A 25,308-nucleotide genomic window follows, 5' to 3' on the forward strand; every position below is an offset into this window, starting at 1 on the left:
CGGCACCGGCCCGGCGGCCCGGGTATTCCTACCGGGCGACGGCGCGCTCGGTATTGCGGACGATGGCGTCGACGATCCGCGGCCACACGGCCCGCGGCAGGTCGTGGCCCATGCCCGGGATGACCAGCAGCTCCGCGCCCGGCACGGCGTCCGCCGTCGCCCGGCCACCGCTGACCCCGATGAGCGGATCGTCCTCGCCGTGGATGACGACGGTCGGCGCGGTGACGCCGCGCAGGGCCGCCGTGCGGTCGGACGAGCCGAGCGCCGCGGCGTACTGCCGCAGGGTGCCCAGCGGGTTGTAGGCGCGGTCGTACTTCGCGCTCGCCCGAAGCAGCAGCTCCTCCTCCGTGGCCGGGAAGCCGGGTGAGCCGATGATCCGCGACGAGGCGATCGAGTTCGCGATGGCCGCCTCCCGGCTTGCCGCCGGCGGCGTGCCCAGCAGGGCCGCGGCCGCGGGCGTCGGGTGGCCGACCGCGCGGTCGCCGGTCGTCGACATGATCGAGCAGAGGCTGGCCACCCGGTCCGGGTGGTCGATGGTCAGCTGCTGGGCGATCATTCCGCCCAGCGACAGCCCGGTCACGTGCGCCCGCTCGATCCCGAGGGAGTCCAGCAGGCCCGCGGTGTCGGCGGCGAGGTCGGCGAGCAGGTACGGCACCGTCGTCCGGTCACCGCCCAGGATCCCCCGCACGTCGGGCACGCCCAACCGCGTCAGGGTGGTCGACAGGCCGGCGTCGCGGTTGTCGAAGCGGATCACCCGCAGGCCGCGCCCCGCGAGCTGCTCGCAGAACTCCTGCGGCCAGTCGATCAGCTGGGCGCCGAGGCCCATGATCAGCAGTAACGCCGGGGCGTGGTGATCGCCGAGCGTCTCGTAGCGCAGCTGGATGCCGTTTGACCGAACGTCGGGCACGGGAGGGTCCTCTCGTCGTCGGCGCACCGGGCGTCAGGCCCCGGACCTGCCGATGATGACCGACGCCCGGCCCGCCCGGCTACACCTCGACCACGACGGCGGTCGGCAGGCCGAGGAAGTCCGGCTCGGCAACCGGTTTGCCGAAGTGGTATCCCTGCGCGAGCCGGTAGCCGAGGCGGTGCAGCTCGACGGCCTGCTCGGCGGTCTCCACGCCCTCGGCGACCGCCGTCAGGCCCAGGCCGTGCGAGACCTGGATCAGGGCGGTGGCGATGACGGCCTCCCGGCCGGCCAGTGTGATGTCGTCCACGAACGACTTGTCCACCTTGAGCACGTCGACGGGCACGGTCTGCAGCAGGCCCAGCGAGGAGTGCCCGGTGCCGAAGTCGTCGAGCGCGATCCGGACGCCGAGCGCCCGCAGGTCCTTGACCGCCTGCACGGCCTGACCGCCGCCGAAGACGGCGGTCTCGGTGACCTCGAGGACCAGGCGCTGCGCCTCCAGCCCGGTCCGGGCCAGCACCGAGGCGACGAGCTCCGGGAAGCCCGGCTCGGCCAGCTGACGGGCGGAGACGTTCACGCTCATCCGCTCGGGCGCGCGGTCGCCGAGGGTGGCGCGCCAGGCGACGGCCTGCACGCACGCGGTACGCAGGACCCAGGCGCCGAGCTCGACGATGAGCCCGTTCTGCTCCGCGACCGGGATGAAATCGGCCGGGCTGACCAGGCCGCGCTCCGGGTGATCCCAGCGGATCAGCGCCTCGACCGAGACCCGGCGGCCGTCGGGCAGCGAGACGATCGGCTGGTAGACGAGCCGGAACTGGCCCGTGTCCAGCGCGATCCGCATGGCGGCGCCGAGCCGGGCCTCCTCGCCCGCCTCGTCGTCGAGGCCCGGTGCGTAGCGGCGCCGGGCGTCGCCGTCGGCCTTGGCCGCGTACATCGCGACGTCCGCGCGGCGCAGCAGTTCGACCGCGTCGTCCGTACCGTCGGCGCCCGCGACGCCGACGCTCGCGCCGATGAGCAGCTCGTGCCCGCCCGCCTGGATCGGGACGCTCAGCGCGGCGCAGATCCGGGCGACCATCTCGTCGCCCTCGGCCTGCGTCGCGTCCGGCACCAGGATCGCGAACTCGTCGCCACCCATCCGGGCGGCCAGGTCGCCCGGGCCCAGGCCGGCCGAGAGGCGCGCGGCGACGGCGGCGAGGAGCCGGTCGCCGACCGTGTGGCCGAACCGGTCGTTGACCGCCTTGAAGCCGGTCAGGTCGAGCATCGCCACCTGCGGCGAACCGGCCTCGAGGGCCTCACGGACCCGGGACTCGAACCGGCGGCGGTTGGCCAGCCCGGTGAGCTCGTCGTGCATCGCCAGGATCTCGAGCCGGCCGGCCTGCGCCTGCACCTGCGAGACGAAACCGGCCATCCGCAGGAGCACGAGCACGAAGAGCACGACCGCGCCGACGCCGATCGCCAGCCAGCTCACCGGCTGCCCCGGCCGCGCACCCTGCAGGAAGAGCATCGCCGGCACGACAAGCGTCGAGCAGGTCAGCACGGCAAGCCGCCGCCTGCCGAAGCGTTCCCTGCCCGCCACGCGGCGCTCGGCGCCCACCGACGGGTGCAGGGCCGCCGCGGCCCAGTAGACGTAGGCGAACAGGAAGCCGGTGTAGACGAAGTCGCCGGCGAGGACCCGGACCTCGGGCACCAGCGTGTTGATGACGTTGGCGGTGAGGGTCAGGACGCTGCCGGTGATCAGCAGCCAGTCGCTGGGCGTCGGCCGGCCGGCCCGGGTCACCAGGCGGGCCACCACCGCGATCATCAGCACGCTGGCGGTCGGGTAGCCGACCGTGGCCAGCCGGGTGAGCAGCGGCGTCGCGGCGTCGTCGAGGATCGGCCCGATGATGAAGATCCAGTAGACCAGCCCCAGCCCGGCGGCGATGATCGCCGTGTCCACCAGCCCGGACCACTCCCGCCGGCGCCGGCCCCGGGCGAGGGAATAGATGGCGGCGATCAGCGGCGGGAAGGCGGCCAGGTAGAAGGCGTCCGACCAGGCCGGGAAGGTCTGCCGCCCGAGCACCTGCGCGTCGACGACGTACGCGACGTCGCCCAGCACGGAGAGGATCTGGCTCGCGATGAAGGCGTACCAGGGCCGGGGGTCGGCGAGCCGGTTGCGCCGCACGCCCGCGACCATGACCAGCACCGCCGCCAGGCCGACGAGGCAGGAGAGGACGGCCTGCCCGCCGTCCGAGGGCAGGAAGGGATAGCCGAGGCACGCCAGTGTGCCGAGACCCATCCAGATTGACCACGCGCGGTCGACGCGTACCGCCTGCACGCCCCGCCTATCGGCCGGGGCCGCACGGACATGAGTATCTCAGCCGCGGCGGTGTGATCCTCAGCGCAGCGGGGGCCGTCGCCGACCGCGCCGGACGGCTATAACTGCGGGATGACCCGTCTTCCCCGGAGCACGCCGGCCGCGCAGGGCGTCGACGCGAGCGGCATCGACGCGTTCATCACGGCGCTGGACCGGACGCCGGACGTCGAGTTGCACAGCCTGATGGTCCTGCGGCACGGCCACGTGGTCGCCGAGCGGTGGTGGCATCCCTACCGGCCGGACGCGCCGCACCTGCTCTACTCGCTGAGCAAGTCCTTCGCCTCGACCGCCCTCGGTTTCGCGGTGACCGAGGGCCTGGTCGACCTGGACGCCACCGTGCTGTCGTACTTCCCCGAGTACGACGCCCGGGTCACCGATCCACGCTCGAGGTCGATCCTGGTGCGCCACGTCGCGTCGATGACCAGCGGGCACGCCGACGAGACGATCGACGAGGCGTTCCAGGCCGGCGCGGGCGACCTCACCCTCGGCCTGCTCCTGCTGCCGCCGCAGCGGGAGCCGGGCACCTTCTTCGCCTACAACCAGCCCTGCACCAACGCGCTCTCGGCGATCATCGAGCGGGTGAGCGGCGCGTCTCTCACCGAGTTCCTGCGCCCCCGGCTCTTCGAGCCGCTCGGCATCGGGCGGTACGGCTGGTGGCCCGACCCGATCGGCCGTGATCAGGGCTTCTCCGGGTTGCACCTGACGACCGAGTCCGTCGCCAAGGTCGGCCAGCTCTACCTGGACGGCGGCAGCTGGCAGGGCCGGCGGCTGCTGCCGGCCGAGTGGGTCGCCGAGGCGACCCGCGCACACGTGGACACCGACCGGGACAGTCCGGACTGGAGCCGGGGCTACGGCTTCCAGTTCTGGCGCAGCCGGCACGGCTACCGCGGCGACGGCGCCCACGGGCAGTACATGCTGATCCTGCCGGAGGCCGACGCGGTCGTGGCGATCACCTCGCAGAGCCCGGACATGCAGGCCGTACTCGACCAGGCCTGGACCCACCTGCTGCCGGCGCTGACCAGATCCGGCCCGCCCGGGCCGTGGCCGGCCGGGTCGCCGGAGCTGGACCGCCCGGCCGGCGACGGCAGCACCGGCGAGCTCGCCGAGGCGACGTACCGGCCCGGCCCGGCGAACACGGTGGACACCCTGAAGACCGTCCGGCTCCGGCCCGGCGAAATCCTGCTCGACGACGGCTGGGAGCTGACCGCCGAGCTCGGCGCGCCGGACAGCTGGACCGTCGTCGGGCCGGTGGCCACCGCGCACGCCTGGTCCGGCGGCCGGCTCCTGGTCGACCTGGTCTTCACCGAGGGCCCGCACCGGCTGCACCTGACCCTTGACCCGGCGACCGGCACGTTCGCCGCGGCCTGGCAGGCGGCACCGCTGGCCCCGGTCCCGCTCGCCGCGCAGCGCATGCCGCGCTGACGGAGTCGTTAGGAGCCCGGGCCGGGATTCTGTGGTGTCAGGCAGCGGTCCGGGGCGGCGGCGTGCAGGACGGCGTCGACCGCGCGCAGCAGGCCTTCGCCGGTGAACGGTTTCTCGATGAACGCGATGTCCGGGTCGAGGACGTTGTGGCTGCCGAGCAGGCCGTCGCTGTAGCCGGACATGAAGAGAACGGGCAGGCCGGAATGGCGTTGCTCGAGGAGTTCGACGAGCCGGGGGCCGGACATCTCGGGCATGATGACGTCGGTCAGGAGCATGTCGCAGCCCTGTTCCGCGTCGAGGGCGAGCGCGTCCGGGCCGCTCACCGCCGACAGGACCAGGTATCCGCCCTCGGTGAGGATCCGGGCCACGATGCGTCCCAGCGCGGGTTCGTCCTCGACGACGAGGACGGTCTCGCCCCGGCCGCGGGGCACGACCCCCGGCGACGACGGCGCCGGCGCGTGGTTGTCGGACGGTGTCCTGATCAGCGGGAGGTAGACCCGGAAGGTGGTGCCGACACCCGGTTCGGAGTACACGTTGATGCCACCGCCCGCCTCGGTGACCACGCCGTAGACGGTGGCCAGGCCGAGTCCGGTCCCCTTGCCCTGCGGTTTCGTCGTGAAGAACGGCTCGAAGATGTGGCGGGCGACCTCGGGCGCCATGCCCTCGCCGTTGTCGCAGACGAGCAGCCGCGCATACGTGCCGGCGCCCAGCGGGGGCTGCGTGTGCACCTGGTGCTCGTCGAGCGCGGCGAGGCCGGCCTCGATCACCAGGGTGCCGCCGTCGGGCATCGCGTCGCGGGCGTTGAGGCTGAGGTTGAGCAGGATCTGCTGGATCTGGCCGGGGTCGGCGTGGATGGTCAGCGGTACCGGCGAGCGCCTGGTGGCCAACTGGATGTGTTCGCCGATGGTGCGTTGCAGCATGGCCGCCACCTCGTCGATGGACGCGTTGAGGTCCATGTCGTGCGGCTGGATGGTGTCGCCGCGGGTGAAGACGAGCAGCTGGTGGGTCAGGCTGATGGCGCGGTCCGCCGCCCGCCGCACGTTCTCCAGGTCGGCCTGCACGTCGGGATTGCCGGCGCTCTGCTCGGCGGCGAAGGCGGTGTAGTTGACGATGATGGCGAGGATGTTGTTGAAGTCGTGTGCGACGCCTCCGGCGAGCTTGCCGAGGCTCTCCATGCGTTGAGCCTGGTGGGTGCGCTCCTCGATGAGCCGCCGGCGTTCCGCCGCGGCCTTCGCGGTCTTGATGTCGCGGCCGACGAACGCGAACCCGATGATGTTGCCGTAGCTGTCCGTGATCGGCGTGGCGCTGACGGAGACGTCGAGCTGCGTGCCGTCCTTGTGCACCCGCCTGGCCTCGTAGCAGACCCGTTCGCCCCTGCCGAGCCGGGCCAGGATCTCGCCCTGATCGCGCCGGTGGGGCGCGTCGGCGATCATCGAGATCGGGCGGCCCAGGGCCTCGTCCGCGGTGTACCCGAAGAGGCGCTCGGCGCCGCCGTTCCAGGCGGTGAGCGTCCCGTCCAGGGCGGTGCCCATGATCGCTTCCTCGCTGTGCTCGACGACGGCGGCGAGCGTGGCGCGGTGGCTCTCGGCCACGTCCTTCGCGGCGCGTTCGCGGGCGCCGGCCGCGTCGAGCAGGTGCTGCCTGCCGGGGTCCGGGTACAGCGCGCCGCCGCCCAGCAGGAGCCGGTTCCTGCGCCGCAGGATCCAGTAGTAGACGCCGACGCACGCCGTGAACAGGCTCCAGAGCGCCAGGGGCCAGGAGCCACCGGGCCACAGCACCGCCTGGAGGCCGTATCCGACCGCGGAACTGAAGAAGATCAAGGCGGTGGCCGTGGCCAGGCGATTCGTGCGCAGCTGCCCCGCGCGGGCGACCGGCACCGCGATCGCGACGGCGATCGCCGCGTACGCCACCATGACGACCGCACTGCCGAGGAGGTAGATCAAGACCGGCACACTCTTCTCTTCGGGCCCGGAGCCGGGAGGCTTAGCGGTAGCACCGGGCGCCGGCCGCTACGGCTCGCCCCGCGGCTCCAGGGCGGGCGGCATGAGCCCCGCCGTGTTCGCCGGGCTGAACCGGCCCGGTTCCAAGCTCTGCTCGGCCCGGATGACGTGCATGACCGCGTTGATCAGGGCCAGGTGGGTGAACGCCTGCGGGAAGTTGCCCAGGTGCCGCCCGCTGTTCGTGTCGATCTCCTCGGCGTAGAGCTCCAGCGGGCTGGCGTACGCCAGCAGGCGCTCGCACAGCTTGCGGGCCTGCTCCTCCTCGCCGATCTCCACCAGCGCGGAGACCAGCCAGAACGAGCAGATCGTGAACGCGCCCTCCTCGCCGGCGAGCCCGTCGTCGGTCTCCTCCACCCGGTAGCGCAGCACGAGCCCGTCCACGGTCAGCTCGTCCGCGATAACGTGCACGGTGGCCCGGATCCGGGCGTCGTCGGCGGGCAGGAACCGCATGAGCGGGAGCAGCAGCAGGGAGGCGTCCAGGACGTCCGAGCCGTACCGCTGCACGAAGACGCCGCGGGCGTCGACGCCCCTGGCGCACACCTCGGCGTGGATCTGGTCGGCGAGGGTCTGCCACTTCTCCGCGTACTCGGGCTCGTCGTACAGGCGTGCGAGGCGGGCGCCGCGGTCGAGCGCCACCCAGCACATCACCTTGCTGGAGACGAAGTGCTGCGGCTCGCCGCGGACCTCCCAGATGCCGCGGTCGGCCTCCTCCCAGTGCTCGGCGGCCTGCTCCACCTGGCGTTTGAGCACCGGCCACAGCGACTCCGGCAGTTGCTCCCGGGACCGGGCGTGCAGGTAGACCGAGTCCAGCACGGCGCCCCACACGTCGTGCTGCCGCTGCTGGTACGCCGCGTTGCCGACCCGGACCGGGAAGGCCCCCTCATAGCCGGACAGGTGCGGCAGCGCCTCCTCCTCGATCTCCCGCTCGCCGCCGACCCGGTACATGACCTGCAGCTCGTGGCCGTCGCGGCACGCGTCGTGGATGAAGTAGAAGAAGTCGTTGGCCTCCCGGTCGAAGCCCAGCGTGTACAGGCCCCACAGCGCGAACGTCGAGTCGCGCACCCAGGCGTACCGGTAGTCCCAGTTCCGCTCGCCCCGCGGTGTCTCCGGCAGCCCCATGGTGGCGGCGGCCAGCAGCGCGCCGGTGGGCGCGTACGTGAGGCCCTTGAGGGTCAGGGCGCTGCGCTGCAGATAGCTGCGCCACGGGTGGTCGGGGAAGTCGCCGAGGGTGATCCACTGCCGCCAGTACTCGGAGGTGCGGCCCATCCGGTCGAGCGCGTCGTCCAGGGTGAGCGGCGGCGGCAGCGCGGACCAGCCGAGCGCCACGAAGTGGGTCTCGCCCTCGACCATCCGGGTCCGCGCGTTCAGGCCGCGCCCCTCGATGCCCGGCCGCAGGTCCGTGGTGAGGCGCAGGGTGACCTCGCCATCCGGGCACTCCGCGACGACGTGCCCGTAGCCGGGGCCCTCGTACCGCCAGGTCGCCTCCCGGCGGCCGTAGTCGAAGACCGGCTCGCACGTCATCGACAGGTCGACCGACCCGCTCACGCAGCGCACCGTACGCAGCAGGCAGTGCTCCGCGTCGAAGTCCGTGGGGGAACGGCGGTGGGTCCGGGAGCGTTCCGTGAGGTTGTGCCACGGCCCCATGCACAGCGCGTCCCGCACGATCAGCCAGCCGGTCCGGGTCTGCCAGGTCGTCTCCAGCATCAGGCTGCCCGGCAGGTACCGCCGGGCGGCGGGCACCATCTCGTCGTACGGTCCGAGGCGGAACGCGCCCGCGCTGCGGTCCAGCATCGTGCTGAACACGCTCGGCGAGTCCGGCCGGGGCAGGCACATCCACTCGACCGCCCCGTTCGGCGCCACCAGGCACGTCACCTCGCAGTCGGACAGGAACGCGTAGTCGGCGATGGGCGGGAACGAGCTGCGCCCGCCCTGCAGCGGCGCGGGCATCGCGACGTCCCGGTCCGGCGGCGCGTCGTCCATACCTGCGATGGTCGTCCGCCGGCGCGGCCCGCGCCACCGCTTCCTCCCCGATTGGTGGTGCCGGGACACGAAACGAGAAGTGAACTCTCGCCCCGGCCCCCCGGTCGCGCATCGTCCCCCGGCGCCTCAGGCCAGCGGCCAGGTTTCGAGGTAGTCGTACCGGGGCGCGGGGCCGAGATGGCTGCGGACCAGCACCATGGTCTCGACCGGCCACGCCGGGCCCCGGTACTGCGCCAGGTCGGCCCGGTCCGCCTCCACCGCGGCGGCGTCGAGGCGGTCGCCGGGGCGGGCGACGGTCAGGTGCGGGTTGAACCTCCGGTCGTCGTGCGGCAGCCGGTCCCGCTTGAGTTCCCGGCGCACCCGCCGGGCCAGCGACGCCAGCGCCTCCCGGTCGCCGTCCAGCCCCACCCACAGCACGGTGAACCGGCCGCGCCCGAACCGGCCCCCGCCGGCCAGGCGCAGCCGCGGCGCGCCGGACCCGGCGGCCCGCCAGCCGTCGGCCACCCGCTGAAGGGCGCCGGGCACCTTCGGGGCGCGCTCCTCGGCGACCTCGCCCAGGAACGCGAGCGTGACGTGCCAGGTCTCCCGGCGCGCCAGCCGGGTGTTGACGCCGCCGTTCGCCGCCGCGGTGACCCGTAGCCCCTCCAGCCGCCGCGCCAGGTCGTCGCAGACCTCGGGCGGCGGGTACGCGGCCACGAACAACCTCATGCATCGCAGCCTATTCAGGGGAGTGCGGCTCGGTGGTGGTAGCGGTGACGATCCAGGCGCGGGAGTCGAACCGGACACCGTCGTCGCTCAGATGCGCGGCGAGCATCCGGCGCAGCCGCTCGCCCGCGCGCGTCGCTCCGGCGGGATCCAGCCGCCTCAGGACCGCGTCGGTGCAGGCGAAGCCGCGGACCCAGTCGAGGGCGGCGGCCACGTCCGGGCCGTAGTAGACCGGCTCGTGGACGTCGGTGAACTCGACGCCCGCGAACCCCGCGGCCCGCAGGGTCTCGCGCACGGTCGGCGGGTCGGCGAGCGAGAACGCGTCCGGGCCGCCGGCAGCGCCGGCCGCCGGCCCCTCGGCCGCTTCGAGGGATCGACGGATGGCGGCGTCCCACTCGTTGCGCTCGCGGGCCTGCCAGACCGTCATCACCAGGCGCCCGGCCGGTCGCAGCGCCCGGGCGATGTTGGCGAACGCGGCGACGGCGTCGTCGAAGAACATCGTGCCGAACCGGCTGATCGCCAGGTCGAAGCGCCCCGGCGCGAAGGGGTGGAGCTGCGCGTCGGCGTGCTCGAAGGTGACGTTGCGGACGCCTTCCTCCCGGGCCAGCTCGCGGGCGCGCCCGATCGCGGGCGCCGAGACGTCGACGCCGAGCGCGCTGCCCGCCCGGGCCGCCCGCGCGGCCCACCGGGTCGTCTGCCCGGCGCCGCATCCGATGTCAAGGACATGGTCGTGCGGCCGGACGCCGGCCGCCCGGCGCAGCGCCTTGTCGTGCCGCCGTAGTTCGGCGTCGTAGCCTGCGGCGAGTCCCATCGCGGTCCCTTCACGATCCGGACACCGGCATCCATCATGATTGCTCCCCCGCGGATCGGCCCGGCGTGCGGACGTGCCGCACGCCGCGACCGGGTTCGCCGGGACCGCGTGCACGCGATACTGTGCCCTCGGCGTGCCGTGGAGCGTGGGGAGAACGATCTTGTCGAGCCTCCCATTGCGTCCCGGGGATCCGGAGCGGCTCGGGGACTACGAGATCGCCGGGCGCCTCGGCGCCGGCGGCATGGGCACGGTCTTTCTCGGCCGCTCGGCGCAGGGACGGCCGGTCGCCATCAAGGTGGTGCGGACGGAGTTCACCCGCGACGAGGAGTTCCTCGGCCGGTTCCGCAGCGAGGTGAACCGGGCCCGCCAGGTGCCGCCGTTCTGCACGGCGGAGGTGCTCGACGCCGATCCCGACCACGACCCGCCGTACCTGGTGGTCGAGTACGTCGAGGGGCCGAACCTGGCCGACGTCGTACGCGAACAGGGTCCCCTCTCCCCCGCCGCCCTGCACAGCGCGGCGCTGGGCATCGCCACGGCGCTCACCGCGATACACGGCGCCGGGGTCATCCACCGCGACCTCAAGCCGGGCAACGTGCTCTTCGCCCTCGGCGGGGTCAAGGTGATCGACTTCGGCATCGCGCGACCGCTGGAGGTGACCAGCCGGCACACCCGTACCGATCAGATGGTCGGAACGGTCGCCTACATGGCGCCGGAGCGCTTCGACGAGGCGCCCGCGCAGCGGGTCAGCCCGGCCGCGGACATCTTCGCCTGGGGTGCCGTGGTCGCCTTCGCCGGCACCGGGCGGACACCGTTCGCGGCCGACTCGGCGCCGGCCACCGCGATGCGCATCCTGACCCAGCCGCCGGAGCTGGGCGGCCTGCCGGCTCCGCTGCGCGGGATCGTCGCGCGGACCCTGGCCAAGGATCCGGCCGACCGGCCGACGGCGCGCGAGCTGCTCGACCTGCTGCTGGCCGGGGGCGAACAGGCCGGCTGGCCGGCGCCGCGTCCGGTGCCGGACGACCCCGCGGTCCCGCCTCAGGCCCGACCGGCGCGCGGCCGGATGGTCAGGCGCGCCGCGATCGCCGTCGCCGCGATCGCCGCGGTGGCCGTCGTCGCCGTCCTCGGCCGAGGCCCGCTGGCCGTCGACGGCAGTGGTGGTAGTGGTGGTCCAAGCCCGCAGGCGGGCGGCGGCCCGGGCAGCAGCGCCGCCTCGGCCGGGCCCGCGCCCGCGCCGACCGGCAACGCCGCCATCCTGGCCGGCACCCGGCGCACCCTGATCCACTTCGCGGAGATCGACCGTGACCTGGCGATGCCGTACCCCGACGAGGTGGTCGCCTCGGACGGCACCGGCAAGGACGCCCTGTTCGTGCTGGTCCCGACGGGCGTCGACTTCCTGATCAAGTCGGTGCGGCCCACCGAGGGCGAGCAGCCCTGCCTCGGGGTCAAGGTGATCCCGGAGGGCTCGGCCGAGCTGGTGGCCACCGAGTGCGCCGCGACCAAGGCCACGCTCTTCTCGATCAGCGCCACCGGCGACACCGACGACAAGGGCCGGCCGACCTACACCCTCTACAACGACGCACACGGCCTGGTGCAGTGGTACGAGGCGAAATCCGAGGTCTACGTCGAGCATCCCGGCGACGCCCCGCCCGACACGACGTTCAGCTTCGTCGACCGCGGCCCGGCCTAGAAGCGACCCGGCCCGGCCTAGAAGCGACCCGGCCCGGCCTAGAAGCGACCCGGCCCGGCCGCAGCCGCCTCGGCCCGGCGTGGGCGTGCTCAGGCGGAGTCGCGGACGACCAGCTCCGTCGGCAGGATGACCGCGGCGTGCTCCGCGCCGTCGATGTGCGCCAGCAGCAGGCGGACCATCTCCGCGCTCTGCCGGGCCCACGGCTGCCGGATGGTGGTCAGCAGCGGCGTGGTCGTGGTCGCGATCCGGTTGTCGTCGAAGCCGCCGACCGCGACGTCCTCCGGCACCCGCCGGCCCGCGCGCTGCAGCGCCGTGATGGCCCCGGCGGCCATCAGGTCGGAGCAGACGAAGACCGCGTCCAGGTCCGGCGCCTGGCTCAGCAGCCGGGTCATCGCCGCCTCGCCGGACGCCTGGGTGTAGTCGCCGGTGGCGACCAGGTCCGGGTCGCCGGCGCCCACGATCTCCCGGTAGCCGGCCAGGCGGTCGACGCCGCCCGGAGTGTCCAGCGGGCCGGTGATGATGGCGATCCGGCGGCGGCCGGTCGAGCGCAGGTAGCCGGTCATCTGGCGGGCGCCGTCTCGGTCGTCGGAGGCCACGTAGGTGACGTCGCGTTCCTGGCCCAGCGGGCGGCCGCAGACGACGAACGGCAGCCCGCGCTCCCTCAGCTCGGCGATCAGCGGGCTGCCGAGGTGGTTGGAGACCAGCAGCGCGCCGTCGACGTGGCCGGCGGTGACCCAGCGGCCGATCCGCTGCCGGTCCTGCGCCGTGGCGGCCATCGTCAGCAGCAGCGTGATGTCGTGCTCCGCCAGCACCTGGGTGCAGCCGCGCAGCAGGTTGTTGAAGTTCGGATCCTCGAAGAGCTTGTCCTGCGGCTCGGAGAGGATGAACGCGACCGAGCCGGAGCGCTGGGTGACCAGGCTGCGGGCGTGCTGGTTGACCACGTACCCGGTCTTGCTGATCGCCCGCTCGACCGCCGCGAGCGCCTGCCGGCTCACGTTGTGGCCGCCGTTGAGCACCCGGGAGACCGTGCCGCGGGAGACGCCGGCCATCGCGGCGACGTCGTCCATGGTCGGGCGGGAACGGAGGCGGCTGGGCTCGGTCACGGTGACATTGTCCTGCCCGGCCGCGGCCCGGTGCAGGGCGGCCCCATCAGCCCTTCACCGCCCCGGACACCAGGTCGAGCCGCCAGTACCGTTGCAGGGTGAGGAACAGGGCGATCAGCGGCAGGATCGACACCAGCACCCCGATGATCACGACGCTGTACAGGGCCGGCACGGTCTGGCCCTGGTTGAGCAGGGTGAACAGGCCGACGGTGACCGGGAACCGGCCGTCGGAGGAGATCATCACGAACGGCAGCAGGAAGTTGTTCCAGATGGCCACGAACTGGAACAGGAACACCGTCACCAGGCCGGGCATCATCATCGGCAGCGCGACCCGGCCGAAGATGCGCAGCTCACCGGCGCCGTCGGTGCGGGCGGCCTCCATCACCGTGTCCGGCACCGCCGCGGCCGCGTAGATCCGGGCCAGATAGATCCCGTACGGGCTGATGATGCTCGGCAGCAGCACCGACCAGTAGGTGTCGGTGAGCCCGACCTCGGCGAGCAGCAGGTACTGCGGGATCGCCAGGGTCACGCCGGGCACCAGCACGCCGGCGAGCAGCACGTTGAAGATGACGTTGCGGCCGGCGAACCGGAACTTGGCGAGGGTGTAGCCGGACAGCCCGGAGACGAACGCCGAGGCGACGCCGCCGACGCCGGCGTACAGCAGGCTGTTGGCGAGCCAGCGCCAGTAGACGCCGCCGCCGTAGGTCGACAGGTCGGCCAGGTTGCCGAGGAGGTCGCCGCCGGGCGCGAACGTGAACGTGGTGAACAGCGACGAGCCGCTCTTGGTGGCGGCCGCGACCACCCAGGCCACCGGGAGCAGGCAGTAGACCGCCCCGATGAGCAGGACCGCGGTGGGCAGCCAGGCGGTCCGCGTGCGCACCCGGCGGCGCGGCGTGCCGGGATCGAGATCGGACCGCGCGGGTACGGCGGAGGTCAGCGTCGTCATCGGTTCTCCCCACCGAAGGCCTGCCGCTGCACCAGGCGCAGGAAGCCGAAGGAGATCACGAGGGTGACCCCGGCGATCAGCACCGAGGTGGCGGCGGCGGAGTAGATGTCGTTCTGCGCGAACGCGTCGCTGTAGATCTTCATGAGCGGGGTCCAGGTGGACGAGATGGAGTTGGTCAGCGAGCGCACGGTCAGCGGCTCGGTGAACACCTGCAACGTGGCGATCAGCGAGAAGACGGTCGTCATGATCAGCGAGGGCAGCAGCAGCGGGATCTTGATCCGGACGGCGAGCTGGAACTCGGTGCAGCCGTCCAGGCGTGCGGACTCGTAGATCTCTGCCGGGATGGCCCGCAGCGAGGTGAACAGCACGATCATGTTGAAGCCGACGCCGCCCCAGACCGCGATGTTGACGATGGCGAAGAGCACCGAGTCGCCGGTCAGCGGGTCGGGCGCGGGCAGGCCGAGCCACTCGGCGAGGTTCGTGAAGGGGCTCACCGCGGGCAGGTACAGGAAGCCCCAGAGCATGCTGGCGATCAGGCCCGGCACCGCGTACGGGAGGAAGATCGCCAGGCGGGAGAAGCGCGCGAGCCCGACCCGGGGGCGGTCCAGCAGCAGCGCGAAGAGCAGCGCGAGTCCCAGCATGATCGGCAGCAGGATCGCGCCGTAGGCGAGCACCCGGCCGGCGCTGCTCCAGAGCTCGGGGTCGGACAGGGCGTCGCGGTAGTTCTCCAGCCCGGCGAAGATCTCCTTGCGGGAGTTGCGGCCCAGCCCGAGGCCGCTGACCTTGACCTTGCGCAGGCTCAGATAGATCGCGTACCCGATGGGCAGCACCACGAATAGCGTGAAGAGCACGATGGCCGGTGCGAGGAAGAGGTACGGCACCCGGCGGGATGCCGCACCTCGCCGCGACCGGCCGGTGACGGCCGATGACATTGCGGGTCCTCTCAGCCGGTGACCGTGAAGCCGTTCTTCCGCATGTCGGCCACCGTGGCCGACTGCATGGTGTCGACGGCGCCGGAGAACGGCGTCTTACCGGTGATCGCCTTGCCGAAGGCGTCCTTGTAGGTGTCGTAGGCGACGTTCACGTTCGGGCCCCAGACGAAGCCGACCGCGGTGTCCGCGATCGCCTTGGCCTCGGCGTAGAAGTCCTTCTGCTGCGCGAAGAAGGCCGGCGGCGTATGCAGCAGCGGGCTGGCCTGGGCGTCGCGGGCGGCCGGGTAGATCGCGCTCTCCTTGATGAGCAGGTCGGTGGCGGCCGGGTCGGTGTTCATCCAGGTCGCGAACCTCACCGCGGCGGCCTTGTTCCTGCCGGCGGCGGTGACGCCGGTGGACGAGCCTCCCCAGCTGCCGGTCCTGTTCTCCCCGGCGGCCCACTGCGGCATCGGCGCCATGGCCCACCTGCCCTTGGTCGCGGGCGCGTTGCCCTCCAGGACGCCGGGCGCCCAGATCGCGCTCGGCCAGGCGATCAGCGTGCCGTCGTTGAGCGCCTTGTTCCAGGCGGGGGTGTACATCGGCTTGCCGTCGATCACGCCCTCGTTGACCAGCGCGCCCCAGTAGTCGGCGACCTTCCTGGTGGCGGCGTCGTTGACGCTGACCTTCCACGACTCGCCGTCGATGCCCCACCAGGCGGCGCCGGCCTGCTGCGCCAGGCCGGTGAACCAGCCCGGGTCGTTGGCCGAGAACGTGGTCAGGAACTTCTTCGGGTCCTTCTGCCGGACGGTACGGGCGGTCTGTGCGAACTCGTCCCAGGTCTTCGGCACGGTGAGGCCGAGCTTGTCGAAGAGGTCGGCGCGGTAGTAGAGCATCATCGGGCCGGAGTCCTGCGGGATCGCGTACACCGCCTCGGTGCCGAGGGTGACCTGCTGCCAGACGCCCTCGGCGAACTTCGCCTTGGCCGGTTCGGCGTCCTTGGCGATGTCGGCGAGCACGTCGTTGCTGACCAGGGTCGGCAGCGACTGGTACTCGACCTGCGCGAGGTCCGGCGGGTTGCCGGCCTTTGCCGCGGTCAGCAGCTTGGTGACGATGTCGCCGCCGCCGGCCTGCTTGCTGAGCGTCACGTGGATGTCGGGGTTCGCCGCGTTCCAGGCGTCGACGGTCTTGTCGATGTTCGGCGCCCACGACCAGAAGGAAAGCTCGACCTTGCCGCCGGGCTGCGCGGGCTGGTCCTCGTCACCGGAATCGCTGCTGGTGCAGGCGGCGCTCAGGCCCGCGGCCAGCACCACTGCGAGCAGCTTCGCGCCGAACTTGGCTCTCATCGTCGTACCTCTCTTCAGACTCATCCAGGTCACTGTGAGCGCTCACAGCCTTATCGCCAAGGTGTGGGGTGTCAAGAGGTCGCGATCTCGTCAACTGGCGAGGTAAATGGTGTGCAATCATGCCGGTACGAAGTTGGGAGCGCTCACAGTTTGGAGCCCGTACATGCCGCTCATCCCGCGGATGGACCGGATCGCCTACGGCGGGGACTACAACCCTGAGCAGTGGCCCGAAGAGGTCTGGACCGAGGACGTCTCGCTGATGCGCGAGGCCGGCGTCAACCTCGTCAGCGTGGGGATCTTCGCCTGGGCGATGCTCGAGCCCGCGCCCGGCGAGTACGAGTTCGGCTGGCTGGACCGCAGCCTCGACCTGCTGCACTCCGCCGGGATCGCGGTGGACCTCGCGACGCCGACCGCCGCGCCGCCGCCCTGGTTCCTGCGCCGGCACCCGGACGCCGCACCGGTCACCCGCGAGGGCGTGCGCCTGGGCGGCGGCGCGCGGCAGTCGTTCTGCCCCAGCTCACCCGCGTACGCGGCGGCCTCGGCGGGCATCACCGAGCAGCTGGCCCGGCGCTACGCCGGGCACCCGGCCCTGGTGCTCTGGCACTCGCACAACGAGTTCGGCGGCGCCAACGCCCACTGCTACTGCGAGGCCTCGGGCGCGGCGTTCCGCAACTGGCTCCGCGACACCTACGGCGACCTCGGCAAGCTCAACGACGCCTGGGGCACCGCGTTCTGGAGCCAGCGGTACGGCGACTGGGACGAGATCGAGCCACCGATCATCGCGCCGACGACCGTCAACCCGGCACAGGAGCTGGACTTCTTCCGCTTCTCCTCGGACGCGCACCTGGCCAACTTCCGCCGCGAGCGCGACATCCTGCACCGCCTCTGCCCCGGCGTGCCGGTGACCACCAACTTCATGCTGGCCAACTGCAAGAACATCGACTACTGGAAGTGGAGCCGCGAGGTCGACGTGGTCTCCAACGACCACTACCTGCAGGCCGAGCGGCCGGACAACCACATCGAGCTGGCCATGTGCGCCGACCTGACCCGGTCGGTGGCGCGCGGCCGCCCATGGCTGCTCATGGAGCACTCCACCGGCCCGGTCAACTGGCAGCCCCGCAACCTCGCCAAGACGACGGGCGAGCTGCGCCGCAACAGCTTCCAGCACCTGGCGCGCGGCGCCGACGGCGTCATGTTCTTCCAGTGGCGCGCCTCGCGGTACGGCGCGGAGAAGTTCCACTCGGCGATGCTGCCGCACGGCGGCACCGCGACCCGGACCTGGCGCGACGTCGTGGCCCTGGGCGGGTCGCTCGGCGAGCTGGGCGAGCTCCGCGACAGCCGGGTCGTCGCCGACGTGGCCCTGCTGTGGGACTGGGAGTCCTGGTGGGCGCTCGAGCTGGCGTGGCGCCCGGCGGAGCTGAGCTTCCGGGACCGGCAGGAGGAGTTCTACGAGCAGCTCTGGCGCGCGCACCGGACCGTCGACTTCGCACACCCCGAGGCGGGCCTGGACGCCTACCCACTGGTGATCGCGCCGAGCAGCTACCTGCTGAGCCCGGCCGCGGCCGACAACCTGCGGCGGTACGTCGCCGGGGGCGGGACGCTGCTCGTGTCGTACTTCTCCGGGATCGTGGACGCGCACGACGCGGTGCACCCCGGCGGGCACCCCGGCGCGCTCGGCGGCCTGCTCGGCCTCGCCGTCGAGGAGTTCGAGCCGTTGCGGGCGGCCGAGACCGTACGGCTCGACGACGGCCGGGTCGCGGACACCTGGACGGAACGTCTGGAGCTGCGGGGCGCGACGGCCGTCGCGTCCTATGCGGACGGCCCGGCCGCCGGCCTGCCCGCCGTCACCCGGCACGGCCGGGCCTTCTACGTCTCCACCCGGCTGGACGCCGCGGGTACCGCGGCGCTGCTGGCCACCGTCGCCGAGGCGGCCGGGCTGCCCGCCGCACCGGAGCTGCCCGAGCAGCTCGAGGTCGTCCGGCGCCGCACCGGCAGCGGCGGGTACGTCGTCGCCATCAATCACGGGGAGACCGACGCCGTAGTGCCCGGAAACGGCGTCGAGCTGCTGACCGGCGAGCGGGTGGCCGACGGCCTCCCGGTGCCCGCCGGGGAAGTCCGGGTCCTGAGAGAGAACCCCCGATAGGAGCTCCCATGCTTCGCACACCCCCTGTCCTCGCCGCCGCAGCCGCGGTGGCCCTCCTCGCCTCGGCAGCCCCCGCACACGCCGCCCCCGCCGGCGACGTGCACAACCCCGGCTTCGAGGCGGGCGCCGCACAGGCACCCGCCGGCTGGTCGGAGCGGGGCTCGCGCGCCGCGAGCTTCACCGAGGCCGGCGGTCACACCGGCGCCTACCGGCTCACCCATTACTCCGACGCCGCGTACCGGGTGGAGACCACCCAGACCGTCACCGGCCTGTCCCGGGGCAGCCACACGCTCAGCCTGCGGGTGCGCTCGGACGGCAACCAGCGCGACGCCTACGTGTCGCTGCGCGACTGCGGCGCGGCCGAGGAGCGGGCCACGATCCCCCGCACCGGTCCCGAGTGGGTGCGCCTCGCCGTGACGGTCCGGGTGACCGGCGGGCGCTGCACGATCGTGCTGCACTCGGAGGCCGCGGCCGGGCAGTGGACCAACTTCGACGACATCGCGCTCGGGCCGTCCGCCGGGCGGCCCGGCACCCCGCTGGCGGTCATCGGCGCGGACGTGTCGCACGTGACGAAGAACGAGGACCACGGCGCGGTGTACCGCGACGCGTCCGGCCGGCGCCGAGACCCGCTCCGGCTGCTGGCGGAGAACAACGTCGGCTACCTCCGGCTCAAGGTGTGGGTCGACCCGGCCGACGGCTACGACAACCCCGCGGACGTACTCGAGAAGGCGCGCCGGGCGCACCGCGCGGGGCAGCGGCTGCTTATCGACTTCCACTACTCGGACGCCTGGGCCGACCCCGGCAAGCAGATCAAGCCGGCGGCCTGGGCGGCGCTGAGCTTCGACGACCTGTCGCGGGCGGTGTACGACCACACCTACGCGGTGCTGCGCGACCTGCGCGCGCAGGGCACCCCGGCGGCGATGGCCCAGATCGGCAACGAGATCAACGGCGGCCTGCTCTGGCCGGACGGCCGCTGGGACGACTGGGACGGGCTGGCCGCGCTGCTCACCTCCGGCGCGAACGCGGTGCGCGCGGCGTCGCCGGGCACCAAGGTGGTGCTGCACCTCGCCGAGGGCGGCAACCTCGGCGGGCACCAGTGGTGGTTCGACCAGGCGACGTCGCGCGGGGTGCCGTTCGACGTGATCGCGGTGTCGCACTACGTCTACTGGCACGGCTCGCTCGGTGCGCTGCAGGCCAACCTGATGAACCTCGCCGCCCGGTACGGCCGGCCGGTCATGGTCGCGGAGACCGCCTACGGCTTCACCACCGCGGAGAACGACCACGAGACGAACATCTTCAACGCCGCGCTGGCGCAGGCAGGCGGCTACCCCGCCTCTCCCCGCGGTCAGGCGGACGCGCTGCGGGACATCCTGACGGTGGTCGCGGGGGTGCCGGAAGCACTTGGCGTCTTCTACTGGGAGCCGACGTGGACGGCGGCCGAGGGTGCCGGCTGGGATCCGGCCGATCCCTCGTCGGGTGACGGCTGGGAGAACCAGGCGCTGTTCGACTACCGCGGCCGCGCCCTGCCCGGCCTGTCCGTGTTCCGGCGCTTCTAGCGCGCCCGGCGCCCGCCTGCACCGGCAACGTGTCGCCGCTGCCGGTGCAGGCCGGCGATCGTCAGTTCCAGTCGTCGATCTTGACGTCGTCGGGTGCGGGGGCGCCCTTGCCGGTCTCGATAAGCGATTTCAGGCTCATCAGGAAGACCGCCCACTTGGTGCTGCAGTGGTGCATGAACTCCACCGGCTCCCGCCAGCCCCGGTGCCTGAAGAGGACCTTGGCGTATTCGCCGGCCTGACCGAGCTCCCAGTCCACCTGCGTCCCGATCCACTCCTCGGGCCCGTCGACGACCTCCCACAGCACCCGCCTGCCCGAGTCGAGCTCGACGATCTTCATGTCGAACCCGCCGACCTCGAACCGGAACTGGAGCACGCCGCCCAGGTTGTCGCCGTCCCCTCGGGTGTCGGTCGTCCACCAGCCGGCGAGCCCCTCGGTGGTGGTCAGGGCCGTGTAGACCTCGTCAACGGACGACCTGATTCCGACGCTGTGCAGGATGTCCACCATTTTCGATACCTCTCTCCGATGTCGATTCCCGTTTCACTTCATCGCGGTGCGCCGCGCTGGTCCCTTCCGCGCTGCACGGCCTCGGCGATCCGCTTGATACGCCGGAGCCGGGCGTCCCACGCCGCACCCACCGAGGACAGCTGCGCGACCGCGCGGGCGAGCTGCGCCTCGTCCACCCGGTAGCGCCGCTCCCGGCCGGCCGGCGTGGCATGCACCAGCCCGGCGCGGTCGAGCACGCCGAGGTGTTTCGCGATGGCCTGCCGCGTCACCGGCAGCCGCGCGCTGAGGCCGGTTGCCGTGCCGTCGCCGTCCGCCAGCAGCAGGTCGAGCATCCGCCGTCGGGTCGGATCCCCCACCGCGGACCACAGGTCGTCGTCGACGGCGGCGGTCACGGTGCCGACACCAGCCGCGCGACGTACTCACCCAGCCGGGGCACGAAGGTGTCCCAGCCGGTGCTGTGGTCGCGGTACCACTCCTCCAGCTTCGCGGCCTCCCAGCCCATCTCCCGGAACCCGGTCTCGGTGAGCCGGATCCTGGTGCCCGCGCCCGCCGGGGTGAGCTCGAAGGTGACCAGCAGCGACTCGGCGGAGTCGATGTCGCCGTCGGCATGGCACCAGCGGAACGAGAACCGCCGGGGCGGGTCGGCCTCCACCACGGTCATCGGCACGACCTGCGCCCGGTCGCCCCAGACGAGCTCGCCGACCGCGCCCGGGGTCGCCTCGAACCCGGCGTCGTCGGTCCACCACTGCGAGATGTGCTCGGGGCTGCTGACGACCTCGAAGACCACCTCGGGCGCGGCGTCGACGTGGATCTCCCGTTCGATACTGCCGTACTCCATGCTCGTCACGCTTCCTCGATATGCAACGTTCGGTTGCACATCAAGCTAGCCGACCATCCCCTAACACGCAACCACTGGTTGCATGATGGAGGTTCGGTCGTCAGCGGATGAGGCGGTCGACGAACGCGACGACCGCGTCGTCGGGCGTGAGGTCCGCGCCGATCGACGTGGTCAGCATGTCGAGCAGCAGCCCGTCCAAGGCGTAGTGCAGCAGGGCTATCTCGAACGCCCCGCCCGGCAGCCCCGTCGTCTCGTGGAAGGCAACGTCGTCGCGGTAGCCGCGGCGCAGCGTGCCGCCGAGGATCTCGGCGAGCTCGGGCCGGCGGGCCGCCTCGAGACGCAGCTCGATGAGCGCCCGCGTCAGGTCGGGCTGCGCGGTGGTGCGCTCCACGATGTACCGCAGATAGTCGGCGAACAGCTCGCGGCTCGGCTCCCGCCGGGCGAGCGCGGCGAGCACCGCCTCGTCGGGCGCGAACCGCTCCATGATCCGTTCGCCCAGCGCGCCGAGCAGCGCATCGCGCGAGCGGAAGTAGTTGGAGGCGGTGCCGATCGGCACGCCCGCACCGGTGTCGACCGCGCGGTGGGTGAGGCCGCGGGCGCCCGACTCGGCGAGCACCAGCAGCCCCGCGTCGGCCAGCAGGCGCCGGCGCTCGGGATTCCTTGCCATGCGGAAATGCTAGCGCATCAACCACTACAGATGATGTACTCTCATCCACGACAACGATAGTGGTTCAAGGGAGTCAAGATGCGAAAGCTCGTGTACTACGTGGCCGCCGGCCTCGACGGTTTCATCGCCGCACCGGACGGCAGCTGGGACTTCTTCGGCCCGATGGACCCCGACCTGGCGGCGTTCATCGCGCAGCGGTACCCGGAGACCCTTCCCACCGCACTACGGGAACAGCTCGGCATCACCGCGCCCAACCAGGCCTTCGACACCGTCGTCATGGGACGCGGCACCTACGAGCCGGCGCTGGCGGCCGGCGTGACGAGCCCGTACGCGCACCTGGATCAGTACGTCTTCTCCCGGACGCTGGACCCGGGCGTCGACCCCGCGGTGACCGTGGTGGCCGAGGACCCGGTGCCGTACCTGCGCAAGCTCAAGCGGCAGCCCGGCGGGGACATCTGGCTCTGCGGCGGCGGCACGTTCGCGGCCGCCGTCCGGCATGAGATCGACGAGTTCGTGGTCAAGCTCAACCCGGTGCTCACCGGGGACGGCATCCCGCTCGTCGGCGGCCCGTTCGACCCGCAACGGCTCACGCTGCTCGACGCGACGCCGGCCGGCACCGGCGGCGTCCTGGTCCTGCGCTACGGCACGGCCGCAGGATGAGCACCCCGGCGCGCGGCCGGGCGTCGCCCGGTCGCGCGCCTATGCGCTGCGCCACGCCTCGGTGACGCAGCCCTCCTCGAACTCCCACCAGCCGTCCGCCCTGCCCCGCTCCAGCAACCGCTTGATCGCGGTCAGGTCGGCGTCCGCCGGCACATCGAACGCCACCAGCGGCAACGCCTCGCTGAAGACCTCGCCGCCCAGGCCGAAGCTGGCGAATCGCTCGTGGACCGCCGCAGCGCTCGGCCCGAGCGGGCCGCGGGGCGCCGGCAGCACCCGGACGGTGCAGTTGCCCGACGCCTCGACCCGCCCCACCGCCCAGCGCAGGCCGTCGCCGTCGACCCGGAAGCGCACGACGTCACCCTGGGCGACGCCGTCCTGCAGGAACGGGGCGTTCGCCACCCGGGCCGTGTCCGCGTCGACCGGCTCCGCCCACAGCCCCTCGGTGTCGAAGGGAAGCCAGCCCTCCCGCGGCACGAACCGGAACCAGACCTTGACCAGGCTCCCGCCCCCGGGCGCGGGCCTGCCGGGTGCTGCCGCCATCTACCGTGCGCCTCCCGTGGATACGACCTCGACCTTCCTGCGGGTTCCCCACTCCATGTTCCAGCAGGTCATCATCGCCCAGATGCGGCAGCCACGCAGAAACGTCGTCGCCCAGAGCACCGCGATCGGCGCCATGAGGAAGGTTCGGATCTGATACCTGGTCGTCTCGTCGCTTCGCCGCAGGGTCAGATACCGCAACATGACGCCGTAGTAGATTCCGAACTGGATCACGAACAGCAGCACGATCGTCGCCGGGTCGGTGAGGTCGTAGGTCAGGAACACGCCGACGGTCGCCACCGAGGCGACGACGTACTGTATCCACTTCGCCAGATGGCCCCAGAAGGCGAACCTGGCCACCGGAAGATACCGGAAGCGCCACCACGACCGGATGAAGCTGCCGCGCATCCAGCGGATCTGCTGATTCCTGTGGTGCCGGAAGCTCGTCGGCATGTACGTGAACGCCCAGCAGGTTATCTGCTGAACCGTCTTCCCGCGCAGGAGTGCGTACAGGGTCAGCAGGCTGTCGTCGCTGATGCGCATCTCGCTGCCGAAGAACCGCTCGCTGAGGTATCCGCCGAGGTTGTCCGTCACGATCTCCGCTCGGTAGAACGCCAGGGCGCCGTAGTTGACCAGCACGGACCTGAAGCGGGACATCACCGACCGGTCCGAGAACTGCAGCGAGACGTACCACAGATCCATGACGCGGGTGAACAGGTTCTGCCTGACGTTCGCGGCGGCGACCATCGCGGCCACGGACTGGATCTGCGGGTCGGCGAAGGGTTTGAGGCCCTCCTCCGTTGCCTTGGGATCCAACACCGTGTCGCTGTCCACCAGCGCGAGGATGTCCGCGTCCGGCACCAGCCGGACCGCGGCCGCCTGCGCGTGGCGCTTACCGGCGTTCTTCTGACGGGTCCAGTGCCCGCGGACTCCGGCCGCCGCGGTCGCCCGGAGAAACCAGCGGCGGGTCTCGGCGTAGTCGAACTGGGGCGAGCCGTCGTCGGTGATGCTGATCGCGTGCAGCTTCCTGGTCTGCCGGAGAAGGCTCTCGACGGAGTCCCGGACGATCTGCGGGTCCTCGTTGTACAACGGGACGATGACCGCCACCTTCAGCTCGTCGAGCCGGCGTCGCTGGCCCGGCGTCGGCTGCAGCGGCCTCTCCAGATAGCTGTAGAACAGCTGCCACACCAGGAATACGAAGAGAATCACGTACAGACATGCCAGCCCCGGCCGGCCCGAGGTGGCGGCGCCGCGCAGGACGATGACGTGATGAAGGGCCCAGACGACGAGAAGAGCGAAGACCACCGCCGCACCCAGGACCGCGCGCCGCCGCACGTACCTCGCGGTCAGCGGCGCCGGGCCGGCGTCAGCCATCGCTGACGGACTTTCGGCGCCGGAAGGTCGTGCGCACGACGACGACGGCGACGAGGAGCAGAGCCACCGCGACCGCCGCGATCACCAGAGGCAGCGGCACACCGGTGCCGGCGGTGCCGACGCTGAACGCGGCAAGGGCGAAGCCGCCCTTGGGCATGACAGATCCGTACCCCATCGTCGTCTCCTGTTATCCACTGGGGGAAGCCAGATCTGATCATGACCCGTCGCGTCGTTTCGCGGGTGGCGAATCCACAAGCGTCGGGAACTATGCCGGGTCGAAGATCATGTCGAGGTGCGCGTCGAGCGCCCGCAGCGCCACCTCCGGCGTGAAGTGCCCGCCGAGCAGATAGACGCCGAGTCCCTCCATGGCCGCGAGCAGGCCGGCCGCGGCGGCGTCCGGATCCTTCGCCGCGCCGCCCGAGCGGACCAGGCCGGCCACGAAACCGAGCAGCTCCCGGGTCTGCTCGCGCAGCGGGGCCGCGGCCTCGGCCCGGACCGCCGTGTACGCCAGGAAGGCCAGCGCGACCCGCCCGTACGCCCGGCTCTCGTCGTCGAGCGGCAGCACCCCGGTGAGGAGCGTGCGCAGCATCGGGCGCGGGCCGGGGTCCGCGCCGAGCCGGGCCATCCGCTCGGTGATCCGGGCCTGCTGGCGCTCCTGCACGACGGCCATGGCGAAGGCCATCATCTCGTCCTTGGTGCGGAAGTAGTGCTGCACCATGCCGGTCGACACCTCGGCGGCGGCCGCTACGTGCCGCAGGCTGACCGCCTCAAGGCCCTGCTCCGCGGCGACCCGGAAGAGCGCGTCCGCGATCTGGGTGCGCCGCGCCCGATGGTCGACCTGCTTCGGCATGCGGCCATGATTT

General features: G+C 72.2%; 23 protein-coding genes. 5 read left to right on the plus strand and 18 right to left on the minus strand.

Features of this window, described 5'->3' with window-relative positions; genetic code table 11:
* Positions 1-28: 28 nt before the first annotated feature.
* Positions 29-907 (minus strand): alpha/beta hydrolase, encoded by an 879-nt coding sequence (locus tag AB0B58_RS34965; RefSeq protein ID WP_360232896.1) that lies wholly within the window; start codon positions 905-907, stop codon positions 29-31.
* Between the two features lie 79 nt (positions 908-986).
* On the minus strand, positions 987-3,179 hold the full coding sequence (locus tag AB0B58_RS34970) for an EAL domain-containing protein (RefSeq protein ID WP_360232899.1): 2,193 nt from the start codon (positions 3,177-3,179) through the stop codon (positions 987-989).
* Between the two features lie 150 nt (positions 3,180-3,329).
* Here AB0B58_RS34970 and AB0B58_RS34975 point away from each other — a divergent pair, with 150 nt between their 5' ends.
* Positions 3,330-4,679, plus strand: a complete 1,350-nt coding sequence (locus AB0B58_RS34975; protein WP_360232902.1) for a serine hydrolase domain-containing protein — start codon at positions 3,330-3,332, stop codon at positions 4,677-4,679.
* A gap of 8 nt (positions 4,680-4,687) precedes the next feature.
* On the opposite strand, the gene AB0B58_RS34980 is transcribed toward AB0B58_RS34975, so the two are convergent.
* The 4 genes from AB0B58_RS34980 to AB0B58_RS34995 all read right to left on the minus strand — a co-directional run bounded on the left by AB0B58_RS34980 (position 4,688) and on the right by AB0B58_RS34995 (position 10,175).
* Positions 4,688-6,631: a PAS domain S-box protein gene (locus tag AB0B58_RS34980; RefSeq protein ID WP_360232905.1), complete on the minus strand. Its 1,944-nt coding sequence runs from the start codon at positions 6,629-6,631 to the stop codon at positions 4,688-4,690.
* 57 nt (positions 6,632-6,688) lie between these two features.
* Positions 6,689-8,659 carry a glycoside hydrolase family 15 protein gene (locus tag AB0B58_RS34985; protein ID WP_360232908.1) on the minus strand — a complete coding sequence of 657 codons (1,971 nt, stop codon included), beginning with the start codon at positions 8,657-8,659 and terminating at the stop codon, positions 6,689-6,691.
* 126 nt (positions 8,660-8,785) lie between these two features.
* Positions 8,786-9,367 carry an RNA 2',3'-cyclic phosphodiesterase gene (gene thpR / locus AB0B58_RS34990; protein WP_360232911.1) on the minus strand — a complete coding sequence of 194 codons (582 nt, stop codon included), beginning with the start codon at positions 9,365-9,367 and terminating at the stop codon, positions 8,786-8,788.
* A gap of 10 nt (positions 9,368-9,377) precedes the next feature.
* Positions 9,378-10,175: a class I SAM-dependent methyltransferase gene (locus AB0B58_RS34995; protein ID WP_360232914.1), complete on the minus strand. Its 798-nt coding sequence runs from the start codon at positions 10,173-10,175 to the stop codon at positions 9,378-9,380.
* A 160-nt stretch (positions 10,176-10,335) separates the two neighbouring features.
* Here AB0B58_RS34995 and AB0B58_RS35000 point away from each other — a divergent pair, with 160 nt between their 5' ends.
* Positions 10,336-11,862, plus strand: a complete 1,527-nt coding sequence (locus AB0B58_RS35000) for a serine/threonine-protein kinase (RefSeq protein WP_360232917.1) — start codon at positions 10,336-10,338, stop codon at positions 11,860-11,862.
* 89 nt (positions 11,863-11,951) lie between these two features.
* Here AB0B58_RS35000 and AB0B58_RS35005 read toward each other — a convergent pair whose 3' ends face one another.
* From AB0B58_RS35005 to AB0B58_RS35020, 4 genes are all read right to left on the minus strand, one after another.
* Positions 11,952-12,929: a LacI family DNA-binding transcriptional regulator gene (locus AB0B58_RS35005; protein ID WP_360233053.1), complete on the minus strand. Its 978-nt coding sequence runs from the start codon at positions 12,927-12,929 to the stop codon at positions 11,952-11,954.
* A gap of 82 nt (positions 12,930-13,011) precedes the next feature.
* Positions 13,012-13,911, minus strand: a complete 900-nt coding sequence (locus AB0B58_RS35010) for a carbohydrate ABC transporter permease (protein ID WP_360232920.1) — start codon at positions 13,909-13,911, stop codon at positions 13,012-13,014.
* A complete protein-coding gene (locus AB0B58_RS35015; protein ID WP_360232923.1) occupies positions 13,908-14,843 on the minus strand; it encodes a sugar ABC transporter permease in 936 nt (311 codons plus the stop codon). Before AB0B58_RS35015 ends, AB0B58_RS35010 begins: the two co-directional genes overlap by 4 nt.
* Before the next feature lie 11 nt (positions 14,844-14,854).
* Positions 14,855-16,165: an extracellular solute-binding protein gene (locus AB0B58_RS35020; RefSeq protein WP_360232926.1), complete on the minus strand. Its 1,311-nt coding sequence runs from the start codon at positions 16,163-16,165 to the stop codon at positions 14,855-14,857.
* A gap of 163 nt (positions 16,166-16,328) precedes the next feature.
* Here AB0B58_RS35020 and AB0B58_RS35025 point away from each other — a divergent pair, with 163 nt between their 5' ends.
* Together AB0B58_RS35025 and AB0B58_RS35030 are read left to right on the plus strand one after the other, a co-directional pair.
* Entirely contained in the window at positions 16,329-18,308 is a 1,980-nt protein-coding gene (locus AB0B58_RS35025; RefSeq protein ID WP_360232929.1) for a beta-galactosidase, read from the plus strand.
* Positions 18,309-18,316: 8 nt separating this feature from the next.
* Positions 18,317-19,864, plus strand: coding sequence for an arabinogalactan endo-1,4-beta-galactosidase (locus AB0B58_RS35030; RefSeq protein ID WP_360232932.1), 1,548 nt, complete (start codon positions 18,317-18,319; stop codon positions 19,862-19,864).
* Positions 19,865-19,925: 61 nt separating this feature from the next.
* Here AB0B58_RS35030 and AB0B58_RS35035 read toward each other — a convergent pair whose 3' ends face one another.
* The 4 genes from AB0B58_RS35035 to AB0B58_RS35050 all read right to left on the minus strand — a co-directional run bounded on the left by AB0B58_RS35035 (position 19,926) and on the right by AB0B58_RS35050 (position 21,874).
* Positions 19,926-20,369 carry an SRPBCC domain-containing protein gene (locus AB0B58_RS35035; RefSeq protein ID WP_360232935.1) on the minus strand — a complete coding sequence of 148 codons (444 nt, stop codon included), beginning with the start codon at positions 20,367-20,369 and terminating at the stop codon, positions 19,926-19,928.
* Between the two features lie 38 nt (positions 20,370-20,407).
* On the minus strand, positions 20,408-20,761 hold the full coding sequence (locus AB0B58_RS35040; protein WP_360232938.1) for a metalloregulator ArsR/SmtB family transcription factor: 354 nt from the start codon (positions 20,759-20,761) through the stop codon (positions 20,408-20,410).
* Positions 20,758-21,207 carry an SRPBCC family protein gene (locus tag AB0B58_RS35045; protein WP_360232941.1) on the minus strand — a complete coding sequence of 150 codons (450 nt, stop codon included), beginning with the start codon at positions 21,205-21,207 and terminating at the stop codon, positions 20,758-20,760. The genes AB0B58_RS35040 and AB0B58_RS35045 overlap by 4 nt, the downstream gene beginning before the upstream one ends.
* Before the next feature lie 100 nt (positions 21,208-21,307).
* Positions 21,308-21,874, minus strand: coding sequence for a TetR/AcrR family transcriptional regulator (locus AB0B58_RS35050; RefSeq protein WP_360232944.1), 567 nt, complete (start codon positions 21,872-21,874; stop codon positions 21,308-21,310).
* Between the two features lie 78 nt (positions 21,875-21,952).
* Here AB0B58_RS35050 and AB0B58_RS35055 point away from each other — a divergent pair, with 78 nt between their 5' ends.
* Positions 21,953-22,534 (plus strand): dihydrofolate reductase family protein, encoded by a 582-nt coding sequence (locus tag AB0B58_RS35055; protein ID WP_360232947.1) that lies wholly within the window; start codon positions 21,953-21,955, stop codon positions 22,532-22,534.
* Between the two features lie 39 nt (positions 22,535-22,573).
* Here AB0B58_RS35055 and AB0B58_RS35060 read toward each other — a convergent pair whose 3' ends face one another.
* The 4 genes from AB0B58_RS35060 to AB0B58_RS35075 form a co-directional block, all read right to left on the minus strand.
* Positions 22,574-23,074: a DUF4265 domain-containing protein gene (locus tag AB0B58_RS35060; protein WP_360232950.1), complete on the minus strand. Its 501-nt coding sequence runs from the start codon at positions 23,072-23,074 to the stop codon at positions 22,574-22,576.
* The gene (locus AB0B58_RS35065; protein WP_360232953.1) at positions 23,075-24,445 is read right to left on the minus strand and encodes a glycosyltransferase; all 1,371 of its coding nucleotides are present in this window, start codon (positions 24,443-24,445) and stop codon (positions 23,075-23,077) included. It abuts the gene before it with no gap.
* On the minus strand, positions 24,438-24,620 hold the full coding sequence (locus tag AB0B58_RS35070; protein WP_360232956.1) for a hypothetical protein: 183 nt from the start codon (positions 24,618-24,620) through the stop codon (positions 24,438-24,440). Before AB0B58_RS35070 ends, AB0B58_RS35065 begins: the two co-directional genes overlap by 8 nt.
* A gap of 90 nt (positions 24,621-24,710) precedes the next feature.
* The gene (locus AB0B58_RS35075; RefSeq protein WP_360232959.1) at positions 24,711-25,295 is read right to left on the minus strand and encodes a TetR/AcrR family transcriptional regulator; all 585 of its coding nucleotides are present in this window, start codon (positions 25,293-25,295) and stop codon (positions 24,711-24,713) included.
* Positions 25,296-25,308: the final 13 nt, after the last annotated feature.

Origin of the sequence: Actinoplanes sp. NPDC049118 (assembly GCF_040648555.1) — a bacterium.
Lineage (GTDB): Bacteria > Actinomycetota > Actinomycetes > Mycobacteriales > Micromonosporaceae > Actinoplanes.